This is a genomic window from Stenotrophomonas sp. 85239_Sma (genome assembly GCF_056481725.1).
On the sequence record NZ_CM151163.1, the window covers coordinates 4,211,882 to 4,235,792 of the forward strand.

The following is a 23,911-nucleotide window of genomic DNA, read 5'->3' on the forward strand; positions in this document are numbered from 1 at the left end:
CGGCCGGCACTACCCTTCAAAGCCACCCGACCAACGGTCGGGTGCTGCCGGTCCGGCGTGGTGGGTGCCGACCGTTGGTCGGCACACCCTGGATGTCGCCCGACCAACGGTCGGGCGCTACCGGCTCAGTTGCCCGACAGCATCCGGCGGATCTTGCGGCCGATGCGGGTCAGGAACGAATCGCCGGAGTCGGCCGCCGTGCGCACCGGCTTGGCCACCACCTGCACCGGGGTCACCGGGCTGGCACCGTTGCCGGCGTTAGCCTGCATGCCCTCGCCACCCTCGACCGGACGGCCGTGGCGACGACGACGGCGCTTGCGCGGCTTGCGCTCGCCATCCACGGCACCTTCCGGCGCACCCTCGGCACGCGGCGGACGCGGGGCCTGGGCGACGGCACCTTCGGCCGGGACAGCTGCGGACTGCTCGCCTTCCACGCGCGGCTTGCGCGGGCCACGCGAACGGCGCTCGCCGCTGCGCTCACCGTCGCGACGCTCGCCACGGCCACCGCCGGAGCGGCCACCACTGCGACCACCACCACGACGCTCTTCTTCGGCGGCACGTGCTTCGCGCGCTTCACGGAAGATCTGGCCGACGCTCTCGCTCTCCTCACCTTCCTCGCCAGCGGCCGGGGCCGGGCGTTCCGGGCGCGGCAGCGGGGTCAGCAGTTCCTTGGTGACCGGCTCAGACGGGATCTTCTGCTCGATGTAGGCCTCGATGTCCGGCAGGCCCATGGCGTAGCGTTCGCAGGCGAAGCTGATCGCATCACCCTCTTCGCCCAGGCGCGCGGTACGACCGATGCGGTGCACGTAGTCTTCGGCGTCGAACGGCAGGTCGTAGTTGTAGACGTACTTGATGCCGTCGATATGCAGGCCGCGCGCGGCCACGTCGGTGGCCACCAGGATCTCCAGCTGGCCCTTCTGGAAGCGGTTGAGCAGGCTCTCGCGCTTCTTCTGCGGCACGTCACCGGACAGCACGCCGACACGGTAGCCGGCCTTTTCCAGCGAACGGGCGACGCGCTCGACGAACACCTTGGTATTGACGAACACCATGGTGCGCGCGCCTTCGCTGCGCGACAGCAGGCCCAGCAGCAGCGGGATCTTCTCGTCGTCGGCCGGGAAGTAAATGCGCTGGCGCACGCGCGCGGCGGTGATGGTCTCGGCTTCGACCACCAGCTTCTGCGGCTCGTTCATGTGCTCGTAGGCCAGCTCCAGCACGCGATGGCTGAGGGTGGCGCTGAACAGCAGGGTCTGGCGGATGGTGCGTTCCGGCATGCGGCGCAGCAGGAAGCGGATGTCCTTGATGAAGCCCAGGTCGAACATGCGGTCGGCTTCGTCCAGCACGCAGATCTCGCAGGCGTGCAGCGAAACCACCTTGTGCTGCTTGACGTAGTCGATCAGTCGGCCGGGGGTGGCGATGATCACGTCCACGCCCTGCTGCAGCAGCTCGCGCTGCTTGTCGTAATCCACGCCGCCGTAGACCAGGGCGAAACGCAGGCCCAGGTCGGAACCGAACTTCACCGCATCCTTGTGGATCTGGATGGCCAGCTCGCGGGTCGGGGCGAGGATCAGCGCGCGCGGATCTTCCGGCTTGCGATCGGCCAGGGCCGGACGCGTCAGCAGGCGGTTCACGACAGCCACCAGGAAGGCCAGGGTCTTGCCGGTGCCGGTCTGGGCCTGGCCGGCGACATCACCACCGGGCAGCGCGACCGGCAGGGTCAGCGCCTGGATCGGGGTGCAACGGGTGAATCCGGCTCCTTCAAGGCCGGCCTGCAGGGCCGGGTGCAGCTCGAAGGAGGAGAAGGTCAAATCGGTCAGCGGTTTGTCGCTCATGAGTCCGTCTTGGTATGGCCGCCGGCCCGTGGGGCGGCTGGCACTTCATCGTCTAGGGGCACCGTCGCAAACTGCGGCCCCTGCGGCGGGTTGGCAGGCTGGGACCACCTGGTCCGCGCGCCGCACAATGGCCCAGTTTAACGCACTCGGGCAGGCAAACCGGAATGCGGCGTCTCACCGAACATGGAGACGCCACCTTCACCCAGCCACACCGGACTTGAACGGCCTGCCCAGGGCCGTTGGTGTCGCCCACTGCCAGCCCCATGTACAGGAAGACAGTGAAATCCGGCACATACCGGGCATCGAAGCGATCACGATACGCTGGGTTCCAGCCGGCGCCTGTCCCGGCCCTGCGATAGGGGTACACTGCCGGCCGTGAGCGTCCAGGCATCCCGCCGAACGCACCGCGGCAGTGCGCCGCGAGGCAACGACGAGGGTCGCGCCACCGGGCATGGCCCAGTTCACCCACCTCCGGCATGGCCGGGTGCAATCCAAGACGAGAAACCAAGATGAGCGACAAGGTTGTACATGTCGGCGACGCCGACTTCGATAGCGCAGTGCTGAATTCCAAGGAACCGGTGCTGGTCGATTTCTGGGCCGAGTGGTGCGGCCCCTGCAAGATGATCGCCCCGGCGCTGGACGAACTGGCCGATGCCTACCAGGGCCGCGCCAAGATCGCCAAGGTCAACGTCGACCACAACCGCGCGCTGGCCGCCAAGTACCACGTGCGTTCGATTCCGTACCTGGTCGTGTTCAAGGACGGCGAGAAGGTCGGCGAGCAGATCGGTGCGGTGGGCAAGGCCCAGCTGGCCGGCCTGCTGGACAAGGCCCTGGCCTGATCCTGCTGTTCCCGGCAGCCGCCGCCCGCGGCTGCCGGCGGGCGCCCAGCGTCCATGATGAATGCTGTTCCTGGCGACCCTTGCGTGGCGCCGCAGGCCGATGATAGTGTCGGCATATCCGGCCGCGTTCGCGTGCCGCACCCTCTGGACGCAGTTTCTTCCAGACCCATTCCCAACGTTCGCCGCCCCAGCCGGGCGCTCGCACCTTCAAGCGAGGAATAACGCTCTTGTCCGATAACACTTCCGAAACCGGCAGCGCCGATGCGCCCGCCGAAAAGCGCGTGCGCAAGCCCCGCGTGAGCAAGGCCGCCGCTCCGGCAGCCGCCGAAACCAGCGCCGCTCCGGCGCAACCGACCCTGCCGCTGGCAGCCGCGCCCGAAGCGCCGGCACCGGCTGCAGCCGCCCCCGCGCCGAGCGCGCCTGCCGCTGAAGCCCCCGCCTCCGGCGGCGGTGAGGGTGGCGAAGGTCGCGAATCCGGACAGCGCCAGCAGAACCACCAGGGCGGTGGCCAGAACCAGGGCCAGGGTCAGAACAACAATCCCTACAACCAGAACGGCCAGCAGGGCCAGGGCAATCGCCGCGACCGTTTCCGCAACCGTCGCGACCGTGACCGCAACCGCGGTGGCCGTGATGACGGCATGCCGCAGGACGGCGGCGAGCAGCAGCCGTTCGTGCCGCGCCCGCACGCCAACGTGCCCGAGGGCTTCCCGGTCTACTCGCTGAGCGACCTCAAGCGCATGCCGGCGCAGAAGCTGCTGGAAATCGCCGAGCAGCTGCAGATCTCCGAAGGCGTTGCCCGTGCCCGCAAGCAGGATGTGATCTTCGCCCTGCTGAAGGTGCTGACCCGCCACGGCGACGGCGTCGCCGCCGACGGCGTGCTGGAAATCCTGCCGGACGGCTTCGGCTTCCTGCGCGCGGCCGAAGCCAGCTACCTGGCCGGCCCGGACGACACCTACATCTCGCCCAGCCAGATCCGCCGCTTCAACCTGCGCACCGGCGACCACATCTCCGGCCGCATCCGCTTCCCGAAGGACGGCGAGCGCTACTTCGCGCTGAACATCGTCGACACCATCAACGGCGAGCCGATCGAAGCGTCGAAGAACAAGGTGCTGTTCGAGAACCTGACCGCGCTGTTCCCGCGCCGCCGCTTCACCCTGGAGCGTGGCAACGGTTCGTCGGAAGACATCACCGGCCGCATCCTCGACCTGATGGCACCGCAGGGCAAGGGCCAGCGCTCGCTCATCGTGTCCCAGCCGAAGGCGGGCAAGACGATGATGATGCAGCAGGTCGCCACCGCCATCACCACCAACCACCCGGACGTGCACCTGATCGTGCTGCTGATCGACGAGCGCCCGGAAGAAGTGACCGAAATGCAGCGCACCGTGCGCGGCGAGGTCATCAGCTCGACCTTCGACGAGCCGGCCGCGCGCCACGTGCAGGTGGCCGAAATGGTCATCGAGCGCGCCAAGCGCCTGGTCGAGCACAAGAAGGACGTGGTGATCCTGCTGGACTCCATCACCCGCCTGGCCCGCGCCTACAACAACGTGGTACCGAGCTCGGGCAAGGTGCTGACCGGTGGTGTGGACGCCAACGCCCTGCACCGCCCGAAGCGCTTCTTCGGTGCCGCGCGCAACGTGGAAGAAGGCGGCAGCCTGACCATCATCGCCACCGCGCTGGTCGATACCGGCTCGAAGATGGACGAGGTGATCTACGAAGAGTTCAAGGGCACCGGCAACAGCGAAGTGCACCTGAGCCGTCGTATCGCTGAAAAGCGCGTGTTCCCGGCCATCGACATCAACCGTTCCGGCACCCGCCGCGAAGACCTGCTGATCGAGCCGGAGCTGCTGCAGAAGATCTGGATCCTGCGCAAGCTGCTGCATCCGATGGATGAAATGGCCGCGATGGAGTTCCTGCTGGACAAGATGAAGAACACCAAGTCCAACGACGAGTTCTTCGGTTCGATGAAGCGCTGATCCACGGTGTTGCATCGAAAAGAACCTGCCGCTCGCTGCGGCAGGTTTTTTTTTGCCTGCAGGGCGACCCACTTCACTTTGCCGCCGACCGCTTTTGGCGATAATCCGCCCACCACCCTGCCCGGCCCTGCGGGCGTGGGCACCGATTCCCGCTGTCGCCCCTTCCGGAGAACCGGTCGGGTCCAGCCTCCTGCCGGATCCGTCGACGCATGCCAACGCTGTCTCCCCGCCTCAACCTGGGCAAGTTGATCCTCGCCCTGGCCCTGCTCAGCGCCATCATCGCCCTGGCCAATACCCTGCTGGCCAGCTACCGCGTGCAGCGCGACCAGCTGGTCGGCACTACCCTGGAAGCCAACCGCGTCTATGCCACCAAGCTGGCCGAGACCACCCAGAACTTCCTGCTGGCCGCGCAGCAGGAGCTGGCCTACGCCGCCACCCGGCTCGGCCAGAGCGACCTGGATCCGAAGCAGGCCCAGGATGAAGCCAGCCGCCTGCAGCTGCAGACCAACAGCTTCAACTCCTCGCTGGTGGTGGACGCCGACGGCCTGGTGATCGCCACCTCGCCGCAGACCCTGCAGCTGCAGGGCGAGATCCTGCACAGCGTCGGCAACAACGCCGCACTGGCCGCGCGCCAGCCGATGATCAGTGACCCGTACCAGTCGGCCACGGGCAAGCTGCTGGTCTCGCTGTCGCACCCGATCTTCGATCGCCAGGGCCGCTACCGCGGCTACGTCAGCGGCACCCTGTACCTGCGCCAGCGCAGCGCGCTGCACACGCTGCTGGGCAAGCACTACTATCGAGATGGCTCCTACCTGTACGTGGTCGACCGCCATGGCCGCCTGCTGTACCACGCCGACGGCACGCGGGTCGGCGACTACGTGGTCGGCAACCCGGCGGTGAAGGCGGTGGTGCGCGGTGAACGCGGCGCGCAGCAGGTACGCAACAACCTCGGCGTGTCGATGCTGGCTGGTTATGCGCCGGTACCGGCCACCGGCTGGGGCATCATCGCCCAGCGGCCGACCGAGGCCACGTTGCAGCCGCTGTCGCGGTTGATGACCGCGGTGATCTGGAACGCGATTCCGCTCGGCCTGCTTTCGCTGCTGATCACCTGGTGGTTCGCCCGGCGCATCTCGATGCCGCTGTGGCAGCTGGCGCGCAATGTGCAGGGCGGCGAGGACACCGGCAATGCAATCAACCACGTCAGCGGCATCCGCGCGTGGTACTTCGAGGTTGCCCAGCTCAAGCAGGCGGTACTGCACAGCTTCAACGCCCTGCAGGAGCGGATCGGTACACTCAGCCGTGCCAACCGCACCGATCCGCTGACCGGCCTGCTCAATCGCCGGGGCCTGCAGCAAGCGCTGGATGCACTGCAGGTGCAGGGCATACCGTTCGCAATCCTGGCGCTGGATATCGATCGCTTCAAATCGATCAACGACCGCCACGGCCATGACGTCGGCGACGCCGCCATCGTCCATATCGCTGACCAGATGCGCCGCTACTCGCGCGACAGCGACATCCTCTGCCGCGCCGGTGGCGAGGAATTCCTGCTGCTGTTGCCGGGCATCAGTACCGACTCGGCACGCCAGGCCGGCGAGCGCCTGCGCCAGCACATCGCCGACCATCCGTTCGAGCCGGTGGGCACCATCACCGTGTCGCTGGGCGTCGCCCACTTCCCAAGCTTCCATGTCGATGCCGAACAGGCGCTGCGGCTGGCCGACAAGGCGCTGTACATGGCCAAGGAACGAGGCCGCAACCGGGTGGTGGTCTACCCATACGCGGACTGAGAAGCAGCCGGCCAGGCCGGCTGTTTCACCGCGCTGGAATCAGCGCTGCGCCAGCGGCGTCAGCAGGCGCAGGCCGCGCTGGGTGCCATCGACCATGTACACGCCGCCGGCCGGCAGCAGATCACTGCCCGCCTGCCCGGCGGTATCCGGCGTGCGCCACGGTGCGGCCTGGCGCGGGCCGGGAATGAAGGCGCGCCAGCGCCCGTAACGTTCCGGCTGGGCGTTGCCATTGTTGTTCAGTGCGAAGGTGACCGGCACGCGCACGGTCCAGGAGTCCCGCGTGCTGTCCTCGCCGGTGGTCGGCGGCACGAAGGTCCACTTGCGGGCCGCACTGATGCTGGCCTTGGCGAGGATGTCGCGCATCCTGGCCATGGTCCGTTCCGGTGCGACCACCGTCATGTTCACCTGTTCGGCAATGACATCGGCAACGGTACCGTCGCGCGCCACCTGGACCAGCAGCAGTACGTCACCCTGCCCACCATTACGGAAGGCCTCCTCGGGGTAGCGCGGTGGCGGCATGCGCTTCTGGGTGACCGAGTCAGTCGCCTTCGGATCATATTCACTGAAGTCGACACTGGTCATGCTGACCTGGTAGCCGCCATCGTCCTGCTCCTTGCCACGCAGGCGTACCCGCAGCGGCGCGTGGATGGCCACCGGCCTGCCATCGCGCAGCGTCGGCTCGAACTGCCAGCCACGGATGGTGCCTTCCACGAACGATGCGATACCCGGTGCGAGCATCGCCTGCTGGTCCAGGACCAGCTTGCTGACCGAACCGTCGGCCGCCACGTCGATACTGCCCGACAGCGCCATGCTCATCTCGGCAGCTGCGCGCACCGCGCGCGCGTTCTGGGCAACGGCGTCCGCCGGCAGCAGCGGAGCACCGGCGGTGAACGCCAGGGCCAGCGCAAGGAACAGGGGAGAACGCATCATTGCCGGATCCATGGTGATGAGGTGGTCCCCGAGCGTACCCCAGCCTGGACGGGACCGGCAGGCGGTTCACGCCAATCCGTTCAGGCCAGGCGATGGGCCACCGCGTAGGGCGGCGTGTCCGGATAGTCACCTTGGGCGAAGCGTTCCTGCAGGCCCTGCCACCACGCTGGATCGAACAGGTGCCGGTAATGTTCGCGCACCGCGGCCAGCTCGCCCGCCGGCAGGCCCATGAACGGGCCGAAGCGCTCGGGAAACACATCGCGTGGCCCGACATGGAACCAGGGCTCGTCGGCCATGGCTTCCTCCGGCGTACGCGGCTGCGGCCAGGCGCGGAACACGCAGTCGCTGACCAGGCACAGCTCGTCATAGTCGTAGAAGACTGCCCGGCCATGCCGCGATACGCCGAAGTTCTTCGGCAGCATGTCGCCGGGGAAGATGTTGTTGCGTGCCATGTCGGTGATCGCCTGCGCGTAGTCGAGCACCGCAGCGCGCACCGCCTCCCGGGACTGCTCGCGCAGGTACAGGTTCAAGGGACGGAAACGACGCTGCACATAGCACAGTGCGATCTCGACCTCCTCGCCATCGATGCGTACGCTCTGCGCGCACTGCTGCAGCAGCTCTTCCAGCAAGGCCGGCGCGAAGCGCTCGCGCGGGAAGCGCAGATGACGATAGGGCTGTGCGTCAAGCAGGCGGCCGACACGATCCAGGTTGAACACCAGTGCATACTTTTCTTCCACCTGCTGCCGCGACATCGACTTCGGCCAGGCGAAGCGGTCGCGGATCAGCTTGAATACCAGCGGATAGCTGGGCAGGGTGAACACCGCCATGACCATGCCCGGCGTGCCTTCGGCGTGCACCAGCCGCTCCTGCGGGTGCTCGTTGAAGTGCCGGAAGAAGGTGCGGTAGCGCTCGGTCTTGCCCTGCTTGGCCCGGCCCAGCACGGTGTAGATCTCGTCGATCGGCTTGCCCGGCAGCAGGCTGCGCAGGAACACCACGGCGTCGCCGACCGTGCCCAGGTCGGCCTGGAAGTAGCTGCGTGATACACCGAACAGGTGAGCGACATCACGGCGCCGGGTCAGCACTGCATCTGCACGCAGGCCGCGCTCGTCGTTGACCAGAGCGATCACGCACGGCGAGAAGCGGTGCTCGCCGAACACGCGGCCGACCAGGTAGGCACGGCGCTCGCGGTAGAACACGGTGTCGAGCAGTTCGATGCTGCGTACCGGCGTGTCACCCCAATGGGCGAGGTCATCCTGCAGCCGCACGGCGATGGCCGCCGCGCAGCGCAACTGGTGCGCATAGGGGGTGTCGAAGCGGTAGTCGGCCAACACGCGTTGCAGCGCCTCCACCGGCCGCGTCGGCGAGACCGCATAGGTATGCCGCGCGACGGGGTGGGTGATTGCATCGGACGGCTCGACGTGGAAAGCGATGAACTCCAGCGCCGGGTCCACGCCCCGGGTAGCGAACAGACGCCGCGACAGCGTGTTGTAGAAGGTCTTGTACAGTTCGGCATCGATCAGGCCCTGCAGCAGCGCGCTGTACCGCGCGTGCACCTGCAGCCACAGTGCGCGCTCGCCGATCGCCTCACCGGCGAGGCGACGCAGCGCATCCATCTGCTCGGCGATGCACAGGTCATACAGGGCGATGCGTTCGACCGCATCCTGCCGCGCACCGGCCCAGTCGCGCTGCTCGAAGCGCTGCCGCGCCCGCGCGGTGATCGCCGCGAAACGGGCATGATACTGCTCGAAACCATCGCGGATGGCGCCGGCGATGCGCGGCGCCAGCTCGGCAGCGATGTCAGGCTCGGACATGCAGGGCTCACCCCGGGAGGACCGGCTTCACCATACGCTGGCGTGGGGTGGGTTGTGTAGAGCCGAGCCTATGCCCGGCCTGGTTTGCCGCGATCTGCCCGAAGTACAGCCGAGCATCGGTTTGGTCCCAGAGGGGCCAGCGCGCCACTGCGCGCCGCGACAAACGCAACGATTCCTACAGACCCCGCGCCCCCGTGCTGCCTACCCTGTCAGGCCCAACAACGGCACAAGGTGACGCATGCAGCAAATGACCTTTATTCCGCGCGTGGAGGAAGGCAACGTAATCCCGCAGCGCGCCCGCGACGGCTACATCAGTGCCACCGCCCTGTGCCAGTCCGTCGGCAAGCGCTGGTCCGACTACCGGGCGCTGAAATCAACGGAGGAGTTCCTGCAGGAACTCATGGCGCAGACGAAGCTGGCCGAGAATGAACTGATCCACGTGGTATCCGGTGGAAACCCGGCAATGCAGGGTACCTGGATCCACCCGTACCTCGCCATCAACCTCGGCCAGTGGTTGTCGCGCAAGTTCGCGGTGAAGGTCGCGCAGTGGGTGGTGGAATGGCAGCAGGGCCGCGCCAACGCGGTGATGCCCGTGCACATCGACCGCTACATGCAGAACCGTGCCAAGGTGCCGTACACCCATTTCTCGATGCTCAACGAGCTGACGTTGAACCTGATCGCACCGCTGGAGCAGGCGGGCTACACGCTCCCGCAGGCGCTGGTGCCGGACATCTCCGAAGGCCGCCTGTTCTGCAAATGGCTGAGGGATCATCGCGGCGTCAACACCGATGCACTGCCCACGTATGACCACGCCTACCCGGACGGCCGCACGGTGCAGGCCAAGCTGTATCCCAATGAGTTCTACGAGGACTTCCGCCGCCACTTCAACGAAGTGTGGCTGCCCAATCATGCATCCAAGTACTTCGCCGCGCGCGACAGCAAGGCTCTATCGTTCGTCTCTGCACTGCTGCTTCCAGCAGCTTGAGATTCGCGTCGAGCCTGCCTGGCTGCCTCTGCCGCAGTCGCGCAGGCTCGACGCTACGAAGGGCGGAGACCGCAGCAGCCGAGCATGGCTCGGCTACAGAAGCCGTTCGCTCAGATCGCCAGTTCGGTCTCCACGTCCTGCACCTTGCGCCGGGCCAATGCCAGGTTGGACTTGGTGCGGTCCAGCACGATGTAGAAGAACAGGCCCTTCTTCTTCGCCACCGGGCGCATGATGTGGTACGCCTTGCCCAGCGAGATCAGGATGTCTTCAATGCTGTCGTTGAGGTTCAGCGACGCGGCGGTCTTCATCTTGGCGCGGATCACTTCAGTGTTGCCGGCGGCGGCCACTTCCATGTCCATGCCGGCACCGGCTTCGCCCAGCAGCATGCCGCTTTCGTAGTCGACCAGCGCCACTGCCTGCGCGCCATCGATGCCCATCAGTGCATCCAACGATTCAGTCAATCCAGCCACGTCGCACCCCTTGTCGATGTTGGTTCGAGCCCCTCGTTCCCCTGCGGCCGGGCTCACGTTCCGCCGAGTTCGGCCAGGATTGCCTGGCCACATTCCCTGCTCTGCCACAGCACCTGGCCGATCACGCTGCGCTGGTCGCAGGCCGCCATCAGCAGCAGCGGTGCGCGCCCTTCGGCCTGGATCGCCAGCATCAGCACCTTGCCGCCCATCGCTTCCAGCATCAGCGTCTGCAGATCGCCCAGCACCAGTTCGCGCCCCACCGCTGCGGCCAGCGCCAGCATCGCGCTGGTCATCGCCGCCAGCCGTTCGCCGCGCCCTTCGGCGCCGGCGCTGACCAGCGCGAAGCCATCGACACTGGCCAGCACCACCGTGCGCACGCCTTCAACGCGCTGCTGCAGGTCCTGCAGCAGCGGCTGCAGGCGCTCACGCTGGCCGGCATCGGGCAGCACCGCCAGATGCCCGTCAGCCATGCGCCGCCACCAATGCGTGCGCTTCCATTTCGCTCATCAGTACATCCATCAGCAACAGTCCCTGTTCGCGGTCGCGGGCATCCACGGCCAGCAGCGGCAGCGGCTGGCCGTCAAGGCAGGCACGGGCGGCGCAGCCATCCAGTGCGGCCTGTGGCGCCTGGTCCAGGTGGGTGACCGCCACCACCAGCGCCAGTAACGATGCGAACGGCTGCAGCACCTGCAGGTAGTCCTCCAGTTCGGTCGCCAACCCGGCGCGGCGCGCATCCAGCAGCAGCACCGCGCCACGCGCGCCCTGCAGCAGGATCGGCCACAGGAAATCAAAGCGCTGCTGGCCGGGCGTTCCGTAGAGACGCAGGCGTTCGCCGTTGGGCAGGTCGATGTCTGCGTAGTCCAGCGCGACGGTGGTGGAAGCCTTGTCGGCGCCAAGGCGATCACTGTTGGCCACGTCGGTGTCGACCACCGCACCGGCCGCGATGCTGCGCACGAGTGTCGACTTGCCGCTGCCCATGCCACCCAGCACCACCACCTTGTGCTCACGCATTGCGCTCGCTCCCGCGCAGGTGCCGCCACAGGCGGGCAAGCAGGCCGTGGTCGGCGCCATTGCCGCGTAGTGCCGTCATCGGTGTCGCCGGGGCGCTCTGCAACTGCGCGTAACCGCAGAGATAGGCTGCATGGATGAAATCGCGCACCGCCGCAGCCGGCAACTCGAGCAGCATCGCGCATTCTTCAACCGTGCACGCGCGCTTGAGCAGCAGCGAGCACAGGCGGAAGCCATCGTGGTCGTGACCCAGTACGCGGAAATCCGGCCAGCGCAGCAGCTTTACCGAGGCGCCGCGCAGGCGTTCGTCCAGTGCCTGCCAATGGCGGCTGCGTTGCGCCCATTGCCATAACAGCGGCCGCAGCGGCTGGCGTGGTCGCTCACCACCCAGCGCCTGCAGGCGCGCCGGTGTCAGTGCATCCAGCTGCAGGCGTTCGAAGGCATCGGCCAGGCGCTCCACCAGCGCGCTCGCGGGCTCCTGCAACAGCACGGCCTGGTCATGCTCCAGGTCCATCAGCAGCAATGGCTCGCCTGCATCACTCAACAATGCCTGCCCTTGCCTCAACGGCAGCCGCTCGCGCAGCAGGCGGGTGATGGCGTGCGCGCCATCGGCCAGACGGATCGGTGCGGGTGCGTGCATGGCCATGGACTCCGGTGCCAACTGCATGCGGCGGAGCGCGCGGCCGATGGCACCATCGTCAAGCACATCCTGGAGCCCGTCGCCGTCACGCAGCTGGCCGCCGATATCCTCGATCCAGCACTGCAAGCGTGGGCGTTGCTGGCGCATGCGCTGGGCCGCGTTGCGCAGTGCCGGGGTATCTCGGATGACCAGCAGGTCGCAATCGTCCAGATCCTGGCTGCGGCGGACCTGGCCATCCGGCAGTGCCGAGGCCAGGCGCAGCCGTTGCAGCAGGGCCTGCTCGCCCTGGATGTCGGTTCCCACTACCAGCACGCGTGCCATCCGTGTTCCCCGTGCGGCCACCTCCCCGGTGGCCTCGTGTCGCCAAGGCTAGGGCATTGCCGACGAGGGCCGTCGTGATCAACTGCTCAGATTGAGGGCGGCTGCAGGCCGTCTCCTATCGGTTCTGCGACGGCCATCGCGGGCAAGTTTCATACCCCTTTGACGGCATTCCGACAGCCGACGGATGTCGCAGTCTCATCGCCTGGGGTCAGATCCCTTTTGCATGGCAAAAGGGATCTGACCCCAGAACCAAAAAAGAAACCCGCGCCGAAGCGCGGGTTCCGGTGCCACGACCTGGCGGCAGTGGATCAGCCGCGCAGCTGCTCCAGCGCGGCGTTGAAGGTCACGCTCGGGCGCATCGCCTTGCTGGCCTTGGTCACGTCCGGCCGGTAGTAGCCGCCGATGTCCACGGCCTTGCCCTGCACCGCGATCAGCTCTTCGACGATCTTCTGCTCGCTGTCGGTCAGTACCTTGGCCAGCGGGGCGAAGCGCGCCTTCAGTGCGGCGTCTTCGTCCTGTGCGGCCAGGGCCTGGGCCCAGTACAGCGCGATGTAGAAGTGGCTGCCACGGTTGTCGATGCCGCCCAGCTTGCGCGACGGCGACTTGTCGTTGTCCAGGAACTGGCCGTTGGCTTCGTCCAGCGCCTTGGCCAGCACGCGGGCGGCGGCGTTGTCGTAGCGGTTGCCCAGGTGCTCCAGCGACGCGGCCAGGGCCAGGAACTCACCCAGCGAATCCCAACGCAGGTAGTCCTCTTCGACGAACTGCTGCACGTGCTTCGGAGCCGAACCACCGGCGCCGGTCTCGAACAGGCCACCACCGGCCATCAGCGGCACGATCGACAGCATCTTGGCGCTGGTGCCCAGCTCCATGATCGGGAACAGGTCGGTGAGGTAATCGCGCAGCACGTTGCCGGTCACCGAGATGGTGTCCTCGCCCTTGCGGATGCGGTCCAGCGAGAACGCAGTGGCCTCCACCGGCGGCAGGATGCGGATATCCAGGCCGGTAGTGTCGTGGTTCTTCAGGTACTGCTCGACCTTGGCGATGACCTGCGCGTCGTGGGCGCGGGCGGCGTCCAGCCAGAACACGGCCGGGGTGCTGCTCAGGCGGGCGCGTTCGACGGCCAGCTTGACCCAGTCCTGGATCGGCGCGTCCTTGGTCTGGCACATGCGCCAGATGTCACCGGCTTCCACGGCGTGCTCGAACACCACGGTGCCGGCATCGTCGGTGACCTTGACCACGCCATCGGCGGCGATCTGGAAGGTCTTGTCGTGCGAGCCGTACTCTTCGGCCTTCTGCGCCATCAGGCCGACGTTGGGCACCGAACCCATGGTGGCCGGGTCGAAGGCGCCGTGCGCCTTGCAGTCGTCGATGACGGCCTGGTACACGCCGGCGTAGCAGCGGTCCGGAATGACCGCCTTGGTGTCCTGCAGCTTGCCTTCGGCGTTCCACATCTTGCCGGAGTCGCGGATCATCGCCGGCATCGAAGCGTCGACGATCACGTCACTCGGCACGTGCAGGTTGGTGATGCCCTTGTCCGAGTTGACCATGGCCACGCCCGGACGCTGCGCGTACTCGGCCGCCAGGTCGGCTTCAATCGCAGCGCGGGTGGCTTCGGGCAGCGACGGCAGGCGGGCGGCCAGGTCACCGATGCCGTTGTTGGCATCAAAACCGGCCTGCTTCAGCACCTCGGCGTGCTTGGCCAGCACGTCCTTGTAGAACTCGTTGACCGCCACGCCGAACATGATCGGGTCGGAGACCTTCATCATGGTCGCCTTCAGGTGCAGCGAGAACAGCACGCCCTGGGCCTTGGCGTCGGCGATCTGCTCGCCAAGGAACGCGGCCAGTGCCTTGCGGCTCATCACGGCGGCATCGACGATCTCGCCAGCCTTCACCGCGGTCTTTTCCTTCAGCACGACGGTGCTGCCGTCCTTGCCGTGGAAAGTGATCTTCAGCGAACCGGCGTTGGCCACGGTGGCCGACTTCTCGCTGCCGTAGAAATCACCGGCGGCCATGTGGGCGACGTGCGACTTCGAATCCGACGCCCAGGCGCCCATGCGGTGCGGGTGCTTGCGCGCGTAGCTCTTCACCGACAGCGGTGCGCGGCGATCGGAGTTGCCTTCGCGCAGCACCGGATTGACCGCACTGCCCTTGACCTTGTCGTAGCGCGCCTTGTAGTCGCGCTGCTGGTCGTCAGCGGGGGTTTCCGGGTAATCCGGCAGCGGATAGCCCTGGTCCTGCAGTTCCTTGATGGCCGCCTTCAGCTGCGGCACCGAGGCGGAGATGTTCGGCAGCTTGATGATGTTGGCGTCCGGGGTGGTCGCCAGCTGGCCCAGCTCGGCCAGGTCGTCGCTGACCTTCTGCGCATCGGACAACAGTTCAGGGAACTGCGAGAGGATGCGGCCAGACAGCGAGATGTCACGGGTTTCCACCACGATGCCGGCAGTGGCGGTGTAGGCATCGACGATCGGCAGCAGCGACTGGGTAGCCAGGAACGGGGCTTCGTCGGTCAGCGTGTAGAGAATCTTGGACATGGGGGACTTGGACTCTGTAGCAGTGCTCAGGGGAAGGCCGGCGCCAGCGCCGGGCCACGTGCAACCGTGTCGCGCGCGGGGCCGGGCCCCACGCTTTCCCCCGTCGCCGTCAGGGTGGGCGCGCGACGGGGAAACCCCTGCATTGTCGCGTTTTCAGCCGCGCGGGGCAAAGCCACGCCATACGCGGCGGTACTGCACGCGGGCAACGCTGTGATCCATCCACGCTGGGCGTGGAGCTGCCAGAACATCGCGCCGCACCCCGGATCCATGTCATCGCCCAATAAAAAAGGACGCAGCCTCGCGGCTGCGTCCATCGTGAGCCCTGCCGGGAGAGAGTCGGCAGGACTTACTTGACCTCGAACTCCTGCGGCGTTCCGGCCGCCTTGCCATCAACCATGACCTCGGCGCGGTACTTGCCGGCCGGCCAGCCCTTTGCATTCTTGAACGTGACGTTGGTGGTTTCCGCGCCACTGGTATTCAGGGTCGCGGTCTGTTCGCCGGCCACCTGGCCGTCCTGGAAGGTCAGCTTGGCAGCGACGCTCACGTTGTTGGCGGCGCCGTCGGTCTTGACCGAGACGATGACATCATCCTTCGGCGCGAACAGTGCCGCCGGTGCAACCGACTTGTCGGCGGCAGCGGTCTTGCCCACGGTGACGTTGGAAACGCTGACCGCTGCAGCTTCCACCATCGGCGGCGGCGCACCGGTCATCGGCGCCGGTGCCGGCTCGGCCGGAGCGGTTGCGGCAGGCGCGGCATTGTTGTCGGTCGACTCTTCCTTCTTCTTGCAACCGACCAGGGCAACGCTGCCCAGCAGGGCGGCGATCAGGGCGGTCTGGAGCGGGGTGGTCTTGATCATTCGGGGTTCCTCCCAGGGCAATTGTCGGACGGCGTTCGGTCGCCGTTTACTTCGGCGGCAGTTTCAGGGTCTGGCCCGGGAAGATCTTGTCCGGGTCATCAAGCACATCGCGGTTGGCTTCGAAGATCTTCTTCCAAGCATTGGCATCGCCCAGATGCTGCTTGGCGATCTTCGACAGCGAGTCACCCTTCTGCACGGTGTAGGTACCACCGCTGACGACGTCTGCGGTGCTGTCCACCGAAGCGCTGACGCCAGAGAAGTCTGCCTTCGGCACCTGCTCGGCGGTACTGTCGACGCTGCCACTGACGCCGGAGAAATCGGCTTTCTTCTCGGTACTCATCCACAACTCCCGTCTGCATGACTACGTTGCATGCACGTTGCCATGGTGGTTGTTAAATGGGGATGGTGCAGATGTGAAGCCGCCCCGGGGGGCGGCTGAACAATCGGGAAGGCGGGTGCCCGGTAGTGCCGGCCCGGGACCGGCACCAGCCTTAACCGCCTGCGGCGGCTATTGGCGCAGCTCGCGGTAGGTCGCGGCCGGGGCGGCGATGCCGGGGCTGGCGCGCCAGGGGTTGATGTCCAGGCCGCCGCGGCGGGTGTAACGGGCTTCCACTTCCAGCCATTGTGGCTGGCAGCGCGCGGACACCTCGCTGAATATCCGTTCGACGCACTGCTCGTGGAACTCGGCGTGCTCGCGGTAGCTGACCAGGTAGCGCAGCAGCCCGGCGCGGTCGATCTTCGGCCCGCGGTAACGCAGGCTGACCGTGGCCCAATCCGGCTGGCCGGTGACCGGGCAGTTGGACTTCAGCAGTGCCGAGACCAGGATCTCCTCCACCACCTCGCCCGCATCGGCGGCGAGGAATTCCGCCTGGGGTGGGCCATAGCAGTCGATGGCCACGTCCAGCCCGTCGATGGACTCGCCCAGTGGCGACTCACGCAGGTCCGGCAGGCCGAACTCAACCTGGACCGGCGCACCGGCGCAGGCTGACAAGTCAGCCACCAGGCACTCGCGCAGTGCCTCGGCGCTGTCGATGCGGGTGCTGTTGAGGGAGTTGAGGTACAGCTTGAACGACTTCGACTCGATCAGCCGCGGCGAGGTGCACGGCACCTGCACGGTCGCCACGGCGACCTGCGGCTTGCCACGCGGGTCGAGCCAGCTCAGCTCGAACGCGTGCCAGCGGTCGTGGCCGACAAACGGCAGCGCGGCGTCATCCAGGCCGATCTCGGCACGGGCGCCGCTGCGCGGGATGGGAAACAGCAGGCCGGGATCGTACTGCGACGGGTAACTGACCTCGCGACCGAGGCTGGAATCCTGTGGGGTGTTCATGGGCGTCATTGTATCGCGCGGACGGCGGGCCTTCGGCCGGGCCGGCCAACGGCGGAGCCCCTCCGTAGTGGGGTGTTGGGTCGTCGAAAGCCTGGATTCCCGGGAGTGGGCCGGGCGGATGGGGCTGGCGGGGACGCCGTGAATCCGTCCCTGGAGGCTTAGCCGCGCCATCCATGGCGCGGATACCCCGCCAGCCCCACCCGCCCGGCTCCCCGGACACATTTCTGCCGTCGATCCACCACGGGAAAGATCAGAAAATCAAAATCAGAATCCGATCCTTCAGACGTTCATGACGTCCGCCGTGCCGACCAACGGTCGGCACCCACCAACAGCAGCGGGCACCAACAGCCGCGGGAAACTGTCGAAGGCGGGGTGGGTCCGGTTGAGGGGGTGTCCGCGGCATGGATGCCGCGGCCAAGCCCCCATGGACGGGTTTACGGCGTCCCCCGCAACCGGACGCACCCCGCCATCCCACGGAATGCCCGTTTTTGACGTTGACGTTGATCTAAGCGGGTGCAGGGCGCAGCCCTGCCGGAAACCCTCACCCCGCAGGCGTGCCCGTACCGTGCAGGTAATCCAGGCTCACCTGCAGCAGCGCGCGGAATCCCACATCCAGCGCCTTCTCATCCAGCAGGAACTTCGGCGAATGGTTGGCCGGCGCCGTCGCCGGATCGATACCCACGCTGGTGGAGCCGACGAAGAAGAACATGCCCGGCACCTCCTTCGCGTACAGCGAGAAATCCTCCGCACCCATCTGCAGCGGCGGCTCGTACACGTTGTCCTTGCCCACCACCGCCTGCAGGCTCGGCAGCATCTTCGCCGTCAGTGCCGGGTCGTTCACCGTGGCCGGGTTGCCTTCCGACTCGTAGATGTCGGTCACCGCCTTCGCGCCATGCGCGGCGGCAGTGTGCTCGGCCACGTTGCGCAGGTCGGCGAAGATCTGCTGGCGCATGCCTTCGTCGAAGGTGCGGATGGTGCCGACCATCTCCACCTCATCGGGAATGATGTTGTAGCGGATGCCACCATTGATGGCACCGAAGGTCAGCACCGCCGGCTGCTTGGACAGGTTGGCGCGGCGGCTGACGATGGTCTGCGCGGTGCCGACCAGGTCAGCGGTGGCCACGATCGGGTCCACGCCATTCCACGGCGCCGAACCATGCGTCTGGCGGCCGATCACCTTGATGCCGAATCGATCCGAAGCAGCCATCAGCGGCCCACCCCGCACCGCGATCTGTCCTGCCTGCACGCTGGAAAACACATGCAGGCCGAACACCGCTTCCGGCTTGAAGCCGGCGAACAGCCCTTCCTTCAGCATCAGGGCCGCACCACCCTCTTCCGGTGGCGGTGCCCCCTCTTCGGCCGGCTGGAAGATCAGCATCACCTGGCCCGGCAGGTCCTTCTTCATCGACACCAGCGCTTCGGCCACGCCGAGCAGGGTGGCGGTGTGTGCGTCGTGGCCGCAGGCATGCATCACGCCCACGGTCTGCCCGCGGTACTGGTCGGTGGCCTTGGAGGCGAACGGCAGACCGGTCTGTTCGGTCACCGGCAGCGCGTCCATGTCCGCACGCAGGGCAATCTTCGGCCCGGGCTTGCCACCTTCGATGATCGCCACCACGCCATGGTGGGCGATGCCGGTCTTCGGCTTCAGGCCCATCGCGCGCAGGCGCTTGGCGACCTCGGCCGAGGTACGCACCTCGCGGTTGGACAGTTCCGGGTGCTGGTGGAAGTCGCGGCGCCATTCGACCACCTTGGCCTGCAGCCGCTGGGCGGCGGCGGTCACTTCCGGGCGCTGCCCGTCCTGGGCATGGGCGAGGGCCGGCAAGGCCAGCAGCAGGGCGGACAGCAGCAACGAACGGCGCATCACGATCTCCACGGCAGGGGGTTCCAGCTGAATGTAGGGCAACACTGCCGTCACGGGAACCTCCGCGGCCGGATCCGGTCCTAGCGCCCGTCCCATCCGTCATGCAGGAAACGTGATGTGGCACAGGTATGCTTTGCGCATTGCCAACCGGGGCACCGCCCTGTCCAGCCCACTTGGAGTCCTCGTAATGTCACGTGTTTGGAAGATCGTGCTGCTGGTCGTGGCGGTACTGGTGCTGGCCGTGGTCGGCCTGCGCGTCATGGGCGGAGGCAAGGACAAGCCTGGAAAACCCGCTGCGGGCGCGCGCCAGGGCGGCGAAGATCCGGATGCCGGCCCGGTGCCGGTGACCGTGGTGGATGCCACGCGCCAGGACGTGCCGGTGTATGCCAGCGCGCTGGGTACGGTGACCGCGATGAACACCGTGACCGTCAGCCCGCAGGTCGGCGGCCAGCTGATGAGCCTGAATTTCCGCGAAGGCCAGGAAGTGAAACAGGGCGATGTGCTGGCGGTGATCGATCCGCGCACGGCCCAGGCCAGCTATGACCAGGCCGCCGCGGCCAAGCGCCAGAACGAAGCCCTGCTGGCCACCGCGCGCTCCAACTTCCAGCGTTCGAACGCGCCGGAGTATCGCCAATACGTCGCCAAGACCGACCTGGATACACAGCGAAACCAAGTGGCACAGTACGAAAGCGCGGTCGCAGCGAACGAGGCCAGCATGCGCTCGGCACAGGTGCAGCTGCAGTACACCAAGGTCACCGCACCGATCTCCGGCATCGCCGGCATCCGCGCGGTCGACGCTGGCAACGTGGTCAACGCCGGCACCGCACTGGTGACGCTGACCCAGATCCATCCGATCCACGTGCTGTTCAACCTCCCCGAGCGCCAGCTCGGCGATGTGCGCCAGGCGCAGGCGGCCGGCACGGTGCCGGTGGCCGCGCTGGACCGTGCCGATTCGCACGTGTTGTCCGGCGACGGCAAGCTCGACGTGGTCGACAACCTGATCAGTGCCGACAGCGGCACGTTCAAGGCGCGCGCCCTGTTCGACAACACGGACAACGGCCTGTGGCCGGGCCAGTTCGTCAACGTGCGCATGCAGCTGCGCACGATTGCCGGCGGCGTGGTCATCCCCACCCAAGCGGTGCTGCGCGGCCCGGACGGCGAGTACGTCTATGTCGTGCAGGGCGACAACACGGTGAAGATGCAGACCGTGCGCAGCGGCGTGGAAGTGGGCGACAGCCAGGTGCAGATCGCCGAAGGCCTGAAGGGCGGCGAGCGGGTAGTCAGTGAAGGCCAGTTCCGCCTGAAGCCAGGCAGCAAGGTCACCGCACTGAAGCCGGGCGAGACCCCTGCCGCACCGACCGAGGCCGAACTGAAGGCCGCCGAGCAGAAGAACGGCAGCGGTGGCCGTCGCGGTGGTGGCCCGCGCTGAGCGCAGGCCACTGACCTCCCTCGCGCCGGCGAACCTGCCGGCGCCGACATTGAAGTGCCAGCAAGGATCAGTCCGTGGGCTTTTCGACGATCTTCATCCGCCGCCCGATCGCCACCTCGCTGTTGATGGCGGGCCTGTTGCTGCTGGGCATTCTCGGTTACCGCAAGCTGCCGGTGTCGGCGCTGCCGGAAATCGATGCGCCCAGCCTGGTGGTCACCACCCAGTACCCCGGCGCCAACGCCACCACCATGGCCTCGCTGGTCACCACGCCGCTGGAGCGCCAGTTCGGGCAGATCTCCGGGCTGGAACTGATGACCTCCGACTCGTCGGCCGGGTTGTCCACGATCATCCTGCAGTTCTCGATGGACCGCGACATCGACATTGCCGCGCAGGACGTGCAGGCGGCGATCCGCCAGGCCACCCTGCCCTCGTCACTGCCCTACCAGCCGGTCTACAACCGGGTGAATCCGGCCGACGCGGCCATCGTCACCCTGAAACTGACGTCTGACACGCGCCCGCTGCGCGACGTCAACAATTACGCCGACTCCATCCTGGCCCAGCGCCTGTCGCAGGTGCAGGGCGTCGGCCTGGTTTCGATTGCAGGCAACGTGCGCCCGGCCGTGCGCATCCAGGTCAATCCGGCGCAGCTGTCGAACATGGGCCTGACCCTGGAACAGCTGCGCAGCGCGCTGACCCAGGCCAACGTCAATGCGCCCAAGGGCTCGCTGAACGGCAAGACGCAGTCCTACAGCATCGGTACCAACGACCAGCTGGCCAGCGCCGCCGAGTACCGCGACACCATCATCAGCTACAAGAACGGCCGCCCGGTACGGCTGTCGGACGTGGCCGAGGTGATCGATGGCGTGGAGAACGACCAGCTTGCCGCCTGGGCCGACGGCAAGCCGGCGGTGCTGCTGGAAGTGCGACGCCAGCCCGGTGCCAACATCGTGCAGACCGTCGAGCGCATCCGCGCGATCCTGCCACAGCTGCAAGGCGTGCTGCCCGCCGACGTGCACCTGGAGATCTTCAACGACCGCACCGAGACCATCCGCGCCTCGGTGCATGAAGTGCAGTTCACCCTGATCCTCACCATCGGCCTGGTGGTGGCGGTGATCTTCGTGTTCCTGCGCCGGCTGTGGGCCACGATCATTCCGTCGGTGGCGGTACCGCTGTCACTGGCCGGCACCTTCGCGGTGATGGCCTTCGCCGGCATGTCGCTGGACAACCTGTCGCTGATGGCGCTGGTGGTGGCCACCGGCTTCGTGGTCGACGATGCGATCGTGATGATCGAGAACATCGTGCGTTACATCGAGCAGGGCAAGAGTGGCAAGGAAGCGGCCGAGATCGGCGCGCGCCAGATCGGCTTCACCGTGCTGTCGCTGACCGTCTCGCTGGTGGCGGTGTTCCTGCCGCTGCTGCTGATGCCCGGCGTCACCGGCCGCCTGTTCCACGAGTTCGCCTGGGTGCTGAGCATCGCGGTGGTGCTGTCGATGCTGATCTCGCTGACGCTGACCCCGATGATGTGCGCCTACCTGCTCAAGCCCGATGCCCTGCCCGAGGGCGAGGACGCGCATGAGCGCGCGGCAGCGGCCGGCAAGCAGAACCTGTGGACGCGCACCGTCGGCCTGTACGAGCACAGCCTGGACTGGGTGCTGGGCCACCAGCGCCTGACCCTGGCCGTGGCCGGCGGCGCACTGGTGCTGACCGTGCTGCTGTATGTGCTGATTCCCAAGGGCCTGCTGCCCGAACAGGACACCGGCCTGATCACCGGCGTGGTGCAGGCCGACCAGAACATCGCTTTTCCGCAGATGGAGCAGCGCACCAGGCAGGTGGCCGAAGCCCTGCGCCAGGACCCGGACGTGACCGGTGTGTCGGCCTTCATCGGCGCCGGCAGCATGAACCCCACGCTCAACCAGGGCCAGCTGTCGATCGTGCTGAAGGAGCGCGGCGAGCGTGACGGCCTGGATGAGATCCTGCCGCGCCTGCAGAAGGCCGTGGCCGGCATTCCCGGCGTGGCGCTGTACCTGAAGCCGGTGCAGGACGTGACCCTGGATACCCGCGTGGCCGCCACCGAGTACCAGTACTCGCTGTCGGACGTGGATTCGGCAACGGTGGCGACCCAGGCCACGCGCCTGACCGAAGCACTGCGCAAGCGCCCGGAACTGGCCGACGTCGACAACAACCTGTCCAACCAGGGCCGTGCGCTTGAGCTGAACATCGACCGCGACAAGGCCAGCGTGCTGGGCGTGCCGATGCAGACCATCGACGACACGCTCTACGATGCGTTCGGCCAGCGCCAGATCTCGACCATCTTCACCGAGCTCAACCAGTACCGCGTGGTGCTGGAAGTGGCGCCGGAGTTCCGCACCAGCACCGCGCTGATGGAACAGCTGGCGGTGGCGTCCAACGGTGCCGGTGCACTGACCGGCACCAATGCCACCAGCTTCGGCCAGGTCACCTCGTCGAACTCGTCGACCGCTACAGGCATCGGCGCGCAGAACACCGGCATCACCGTTGGTGCCGGCAACATCATCCCGCTGTCGGCGCTGGCCGAAGCCAAGGTCAGCAGTGCGCCGTTGCTGGTCAGCCACCAGCAGCAGCTGCCGGCGGTGACGGTCTCGTTCAACGTGGCGCCTGGCTATTCGCTGTCCGATGCCGTGCGGGCAATCCAGGAGACCAAGGACAGCCTGGACATGCCCACCCACCTGCATGCCGAGTTCATCGGCAAGGCCGCCGAGTTCACCGGCAGCCAGACCGATGTGGTGTGGCTGCTGCTGGCGTCGCTGGTGGTGATCTACATCGTGCTGGGCGTGTTGTACGAGAGCTACATCCATCCGATCACGATCATCTCCACCCTGCCGCCTGCCGGTGTCGGCGCGCTGCTGGCGCTGATGCTGTGCGGGCTGAGCCTGTCGGTGGATGGCATCGTCGGCATCGTGCTGCTGATCGGCATCGTCAAGAAGAACGGCATCATGATGGTCGACTTCGCGATCGAGGCGCGCCGCGCCGGTGCCAACGCGCACGAAGCGATCCGCCGTGCCTGCCTGCTGCGCTTCCGCCCGATCATGATGACCACGGCCGCGGCCATGCTCGGCGCGCTGCCGCTGGCACTGGGCACCGGCATCGGTTCGGAACTGCGCCGCCCGCTGGGCATCGCCATCGTCGGCGGCCTGCTGCTGTCGCAGCTGGTGACCCTGTACACCACACCCGTGATCTACTTGTACATGGAGCGCTTCTCCGAGTGGCTGGCGCGTCGCCGTGAGCAGCGCGCACTGCGCGACGGTTCGCTGCAGGAGCCGCAGGCATGAACCACTCCC

General features: G+C 67.0%; 18 protein-coding genes. 6 read left to right on the top strand and 12 right to left on the bottom strand.

Translation table 11 applies throughout. The annotated features are described in order from the left end of the window. Positions 1-125: 125 nt before the first annotated feature. The gene (gene rhlB, locus ACYKG1_RS19575; protein WP_478471152.1) at positions 126-1,829 is read right to left on the bottom strand and encodes an ATP-dependent RNA helicase RhlB; all 1,704 of its coding nucleotides are present in this window, start codon (positions 1,827-1,829) and stop codon (positions 126-128) included. Positions 1,830-2,338: 509 nt separating this feature from the next. Between rhlB and trxA the strand changes: the two genes are divergently transcribed. The 3 genes from trxA to ACYKG1_RS19590 all read left to right on the top strand — a co-directional run bounded on the left by trxA (position 2,339) and on the right by ACYKG1_RS19590 (position 6,425). Beyond that, positions 2,339-2,668, top strand: a complete 330-nt coding sequence (trxA, locus tag ACYKG1_RS19580) for a thioredoxin (protein ID WP_005411275.1) — start codon at positions 2,339-2,341, stop codon at positions 2,666-2,668. 227 nt (positions 2,669-2,895) lie between these two features. After that, positions 2,896-4,641, top strand: coding sequence for a transcription termination factor Rho (gene rho, locus ACYKG1_RS19585; RefSeq protein ID WP_100474118.1), 1,746 nt, complete (start codon positions 2,896-2,898; stop codon positions 4,639-4,641). A gap of 209 nt (positions 4,642-4,850) precedes the next feature. Further along, positions 4,851-6,425 carry a sensor domain-containing diguanylate cyclase gene (locus ACYKG1_RS19590; protein ID WP_478471153.1) on the top strand — a complete coding sequence of 525 codons (1,575 nt, stop codon included), beginning with the start codon at positions 4,851-4,853 and terminating at the stop codon, positions 6,423-6,425. A gap of 39 nt (positions 6,426-6,464) precedes the next feature. On the opposite strand, the gene ACYKG1_RS19595 is transcribed toward ACYKG1_RS19590, so the two are convergent. Both ACYKG1_RS19595 and aceK read right to left on the bottom strand, forming a co-directional pair. Beyond that, positions 6,465-7,355, bottom strand: coding sequence for an energy transducer TonB (locus ACYKG1_RS19595; RefSeq protein WP_478471154.1), 891 nt, complete (start codon positions 7,353-7,355; stop codon positions 6,465-6,467). Positions 7,356-7,435: 80 nt separating this feature from the next. Next, positions 7,436-9,166, bottom strand: a complete 1,731-nt coding sequence (aceK, locus tag ACYKG1_RS19600) for a bifunctional isocitrate dehydrogenase kinase/phosphatase (RefSeq protein ID WP_262227850.1) — start codon at positions 9,164-9,166, stop codon at positions 7,436-7,438. Between the two features lie 238 nt (positions 9,167-9,404). On the opposite strand from aceK, the gene ACYKG1_RS19605 reads away from it, so the two are divergent. Further along, a complete protein-coding gene (locus ACYKG1_RS19605; protein ID WP_478471155.1) occupies positions 9,405-10,151 on the top strand; it encodes a KilA-N domain-containing protein in 747 nt (248 codons plus the stop codon). 110 nt (positions 10,152-10,261) lie between these two features. On the opposite strand, the gene ACYKG1_RS19610 is transcribed toward ACYKG1_RS19605, so the two are convergent. The 9 genes from ACYKG1_RS19610 to ACYKG1_RS19650 form a co-directional block, all read right to left on the bottom strand. Beyond that, positions 10,262-10,621, bottom strand: a complete 360-nt coding sequence (locus ACYKG1_RS19610) for a hypothetical protein (protein WP_100474123.1) — start codon at positions 10,619-10,621, stop codon at positions 10,262-10,264. A gap of 53 nt (positions 10,622-10,674) precedes the next feature. Then, a complete protein-coding gene (locus ACYKG1_RS19615; protein ID WP_262083583.1) occupies positions 10,675-11,091 on the bottom strand; it encodes a roadblock/LC7 domain-containing protein in 417 nt (138 codons plus the stop codon). After that, positions 11,084-11,632 (bottom strand): GTP-binding protein, encoded by a 549-nt coding sequence (locus tag ACYKG1_RS19620; protein WP_478471156.1) that lies wholly within the window; start codon positions 11,630-11,632, stop codon positions 11,084-11,086. The genes ACYKG1_RS19615 and ACYKG1_RS19620 overlap by 8 nt, the downstream gene beginning before the upstream one ends. Continuing rightward, entirely contained in the window at positions 11,625-12,590 is a 966-nt protein-coding gene (locus tag ACYKG1_RS19625) for a hypothetical protein (protein ID WP_262227848.1), read from the bottom strand. Before ACYKG1_RS19625 ends, ACYKG1_RS19620 begins: the two co-directional genes overlap by 8 nt. 308 nt (positions 12,591-12,898) lie before the next feature. Further along, positions 12,899-15,121: an NADP-dependent isocitrate dehydrogenase gene (locus tag ACYKG1_RS19630; RefSeq protein ID WP_478471157.1), complete on the bottom strand. Its 2,223-nt coding sequence runs from the start codon at positions 15,119-15,121 to the stop codon at positions 12,899-12,901. A 346-nt stretch (positions 15,122-15,467) separates the two neighbouring features. Continuing rightward, the gene (locus ACYKG1_RS19635; protein WP_478471158.1) at positions 15,468-15,977 is read right to left on the bottom strand and encodes a hypothetical protein; all 510 of its coding nucleotides are present in this window, start codon (positions 15,975-15,977) and stop codon (positions 15,468-15,470) included. A 46-nt stretch (positions 15,978-16,023) separates the two neighbouring features. Then, positions 16,024-16,317: a LysM peptidoglycan-binding domain-containing protein gene (locus ACYKG1_RS19640; protein ID WP_005419771.1), complete on the bottom strand. Its 294-nt coding sequence runs from the start codon at positions 16,315-16,317 to the stop codon at positions 16,024-16,026. Positions 16,318-16,485: 168 nt separating this feature from the next. After that, positions 16,486-17,304, bottom strand: a complete 819-nt coding sequence (gene queF, locus ACYKG1_RS19645; RefSeq protein WP_478471159.1) for an NADPH-dependent 7-cyano-7-deazaguanine reductase QueF — start codon at positions 17,302-17,304, stop codon at positions 16,486-16,488. A 541-nt stretch (positions 17,305-17,845) separates the two neighbouring features. Then, positions 17,846-19,165 (bottom strand): M20 family metallopeptidase, encoded by a 1,320-nt coding sequence (locus tag ACYKG1_RS19650; RefSeq protein WP_478471160.1) that lies wholly within the window; start codon positions 19,163-19,165, stop codon positions 17,846-17,848. 187 nt (positions 19,166-19,352) lie between these two features. Here ACYKG1_RS19650 and ACYKG1_RS19655 point away from each other — a divergent pair, with 187 nt between their 5' ends. After that, positions 19,353-20,594, top strand: coding sequence for an efflux RND transporter periplasmic adaptor subunit (locus ACYKG1_RS19655; protein ID WP_262083591.1), 1,242 nt, complete (start codon positions 19,353-19,355; stop codon positions 20,592-20,594). 74 nt (positions 20,595-20,668) lie between these two features. Then, positions 20,669-23,902 (top strand): efflux RND transporter permease subunit, encoded by a 3,234-nt coding sequence (locus tag ACYKG1_RS19660; RefSeq protein WP_100474133.1) that lies wholly within the window; start codon positions 20,669-20,671, stop codon positions 23,900-23,902. The last annotated feature ends 9 nt before the right edge of the window (positions 23,903-23,911 follow it).

Bases quoted from the DNA above. Each gene is read 5' to 3' on its own strand.
- ACYKG1_RS19650 (WP_478471160.1), bottom strand. From the start codon at position 19,165: ATGCGCCGTTCGTTGCTGCTGTCCGCCCTGCTGCTGGCCTTGCCGGCC.
- queF (WP_478471159.1), bottom strand. From the start codon at position 17,304: ATGAACACCCCACAGGATTCCAGCCTCGGTCGCGAGGTCAGTTACCCG.
- ACYKG1_RS19635 (WP_478471158.1), bottom strand. From the start codon at position 15,977: ATGATCAAGACCACCCCGCTCCAGACCGCCCTGATCGCCGCCCTGCTG.
- ACYKG1_RS19605 (WP_478471155.1), top strand. From the start codon at position 9,405: ATGCAGCAAATGACCTTTATTCCGCGCGTGGAGGAAGGCAACGTAATC.
- ACYKG1_RS19625 (WP_262227848.1), bottom strand. From the start codon at position 12,590: ATGGCACGCGTGCTGGTAGTGGGAACCGACATCCAGGGCGAGCAGGCC.
- trxA (WP_005411275.1), top strand. From the start codon at position 2,339: ATGAGCGACAAGGTTGTACATGTCGGCGACGCCGACTTCGATAGCGCA.
- aceK (WP_262227850.1), bottom strand. From the start codon at position 9,166: ATGTCCGAGCCTGACATCGCTGCCGAGCTGGCGCCGCGCATCGCCGGC.
- ACYKG1_RS19620 (WP_478471156.1), bottom strand. From the start codon at position 11,632: ATGCGTGAGCACAAGGTGGTGGTGCTGGGTGGCATGGGCAGCGGCAAG.
- ACYKG1_RS19595 (WP_478471154.1), bottom strand. From the start codon at position 7,355: ATGATGCGTTCTCCCCTGTTCCTTGCGCTGGCCCTGGCGTTCACCGCC.
- ACYKG1_RS19590 (WP_478471153.1), top strand. From the start codon at position 4,851: ATGCCAACGCTGTCTCCCCGCCTCAACCTGGGCAAGTTGATCCTCGCC.
- ACYKG1_RS19615 (WP_262083583.1), bottom strand. From the start codon at position 11,091: ATGGCTGACGGGCATCTGGCGGTGCTGCCCGATGCCGGCCAGCGTGAG.
- rhlB (WP_478471152.1), bottom strand. From the start codon at position 1,829: ATGAGCGACAAACCGCTGACCGATTTGACCTTCTCCTCCTTCGAGCTG.
- ACYKG1_RS19630 (WP_478471157.1), bottom strand. From the start codon at position 15,121: ATGTCCAAGATTCTCTACACGCTGACCGACGAAGCCCCGTTCCTGGCT.
- ACYKG1_RS19655 (WP_262083591.1), top strand. From the start codon at position 19,353: ATGTCACGTGTTTGGAAGATCGTGCTGCTGGTCGTGGCGGTACTGGTG.
- ACYKG1_RS19640 (WP_005419771.1), bottom strand. From the start codon at position 16,317: ATGAGTACCGAGAAGAAAGCCGATTTCTCCGGCGTCAGTGGCAGCGTC.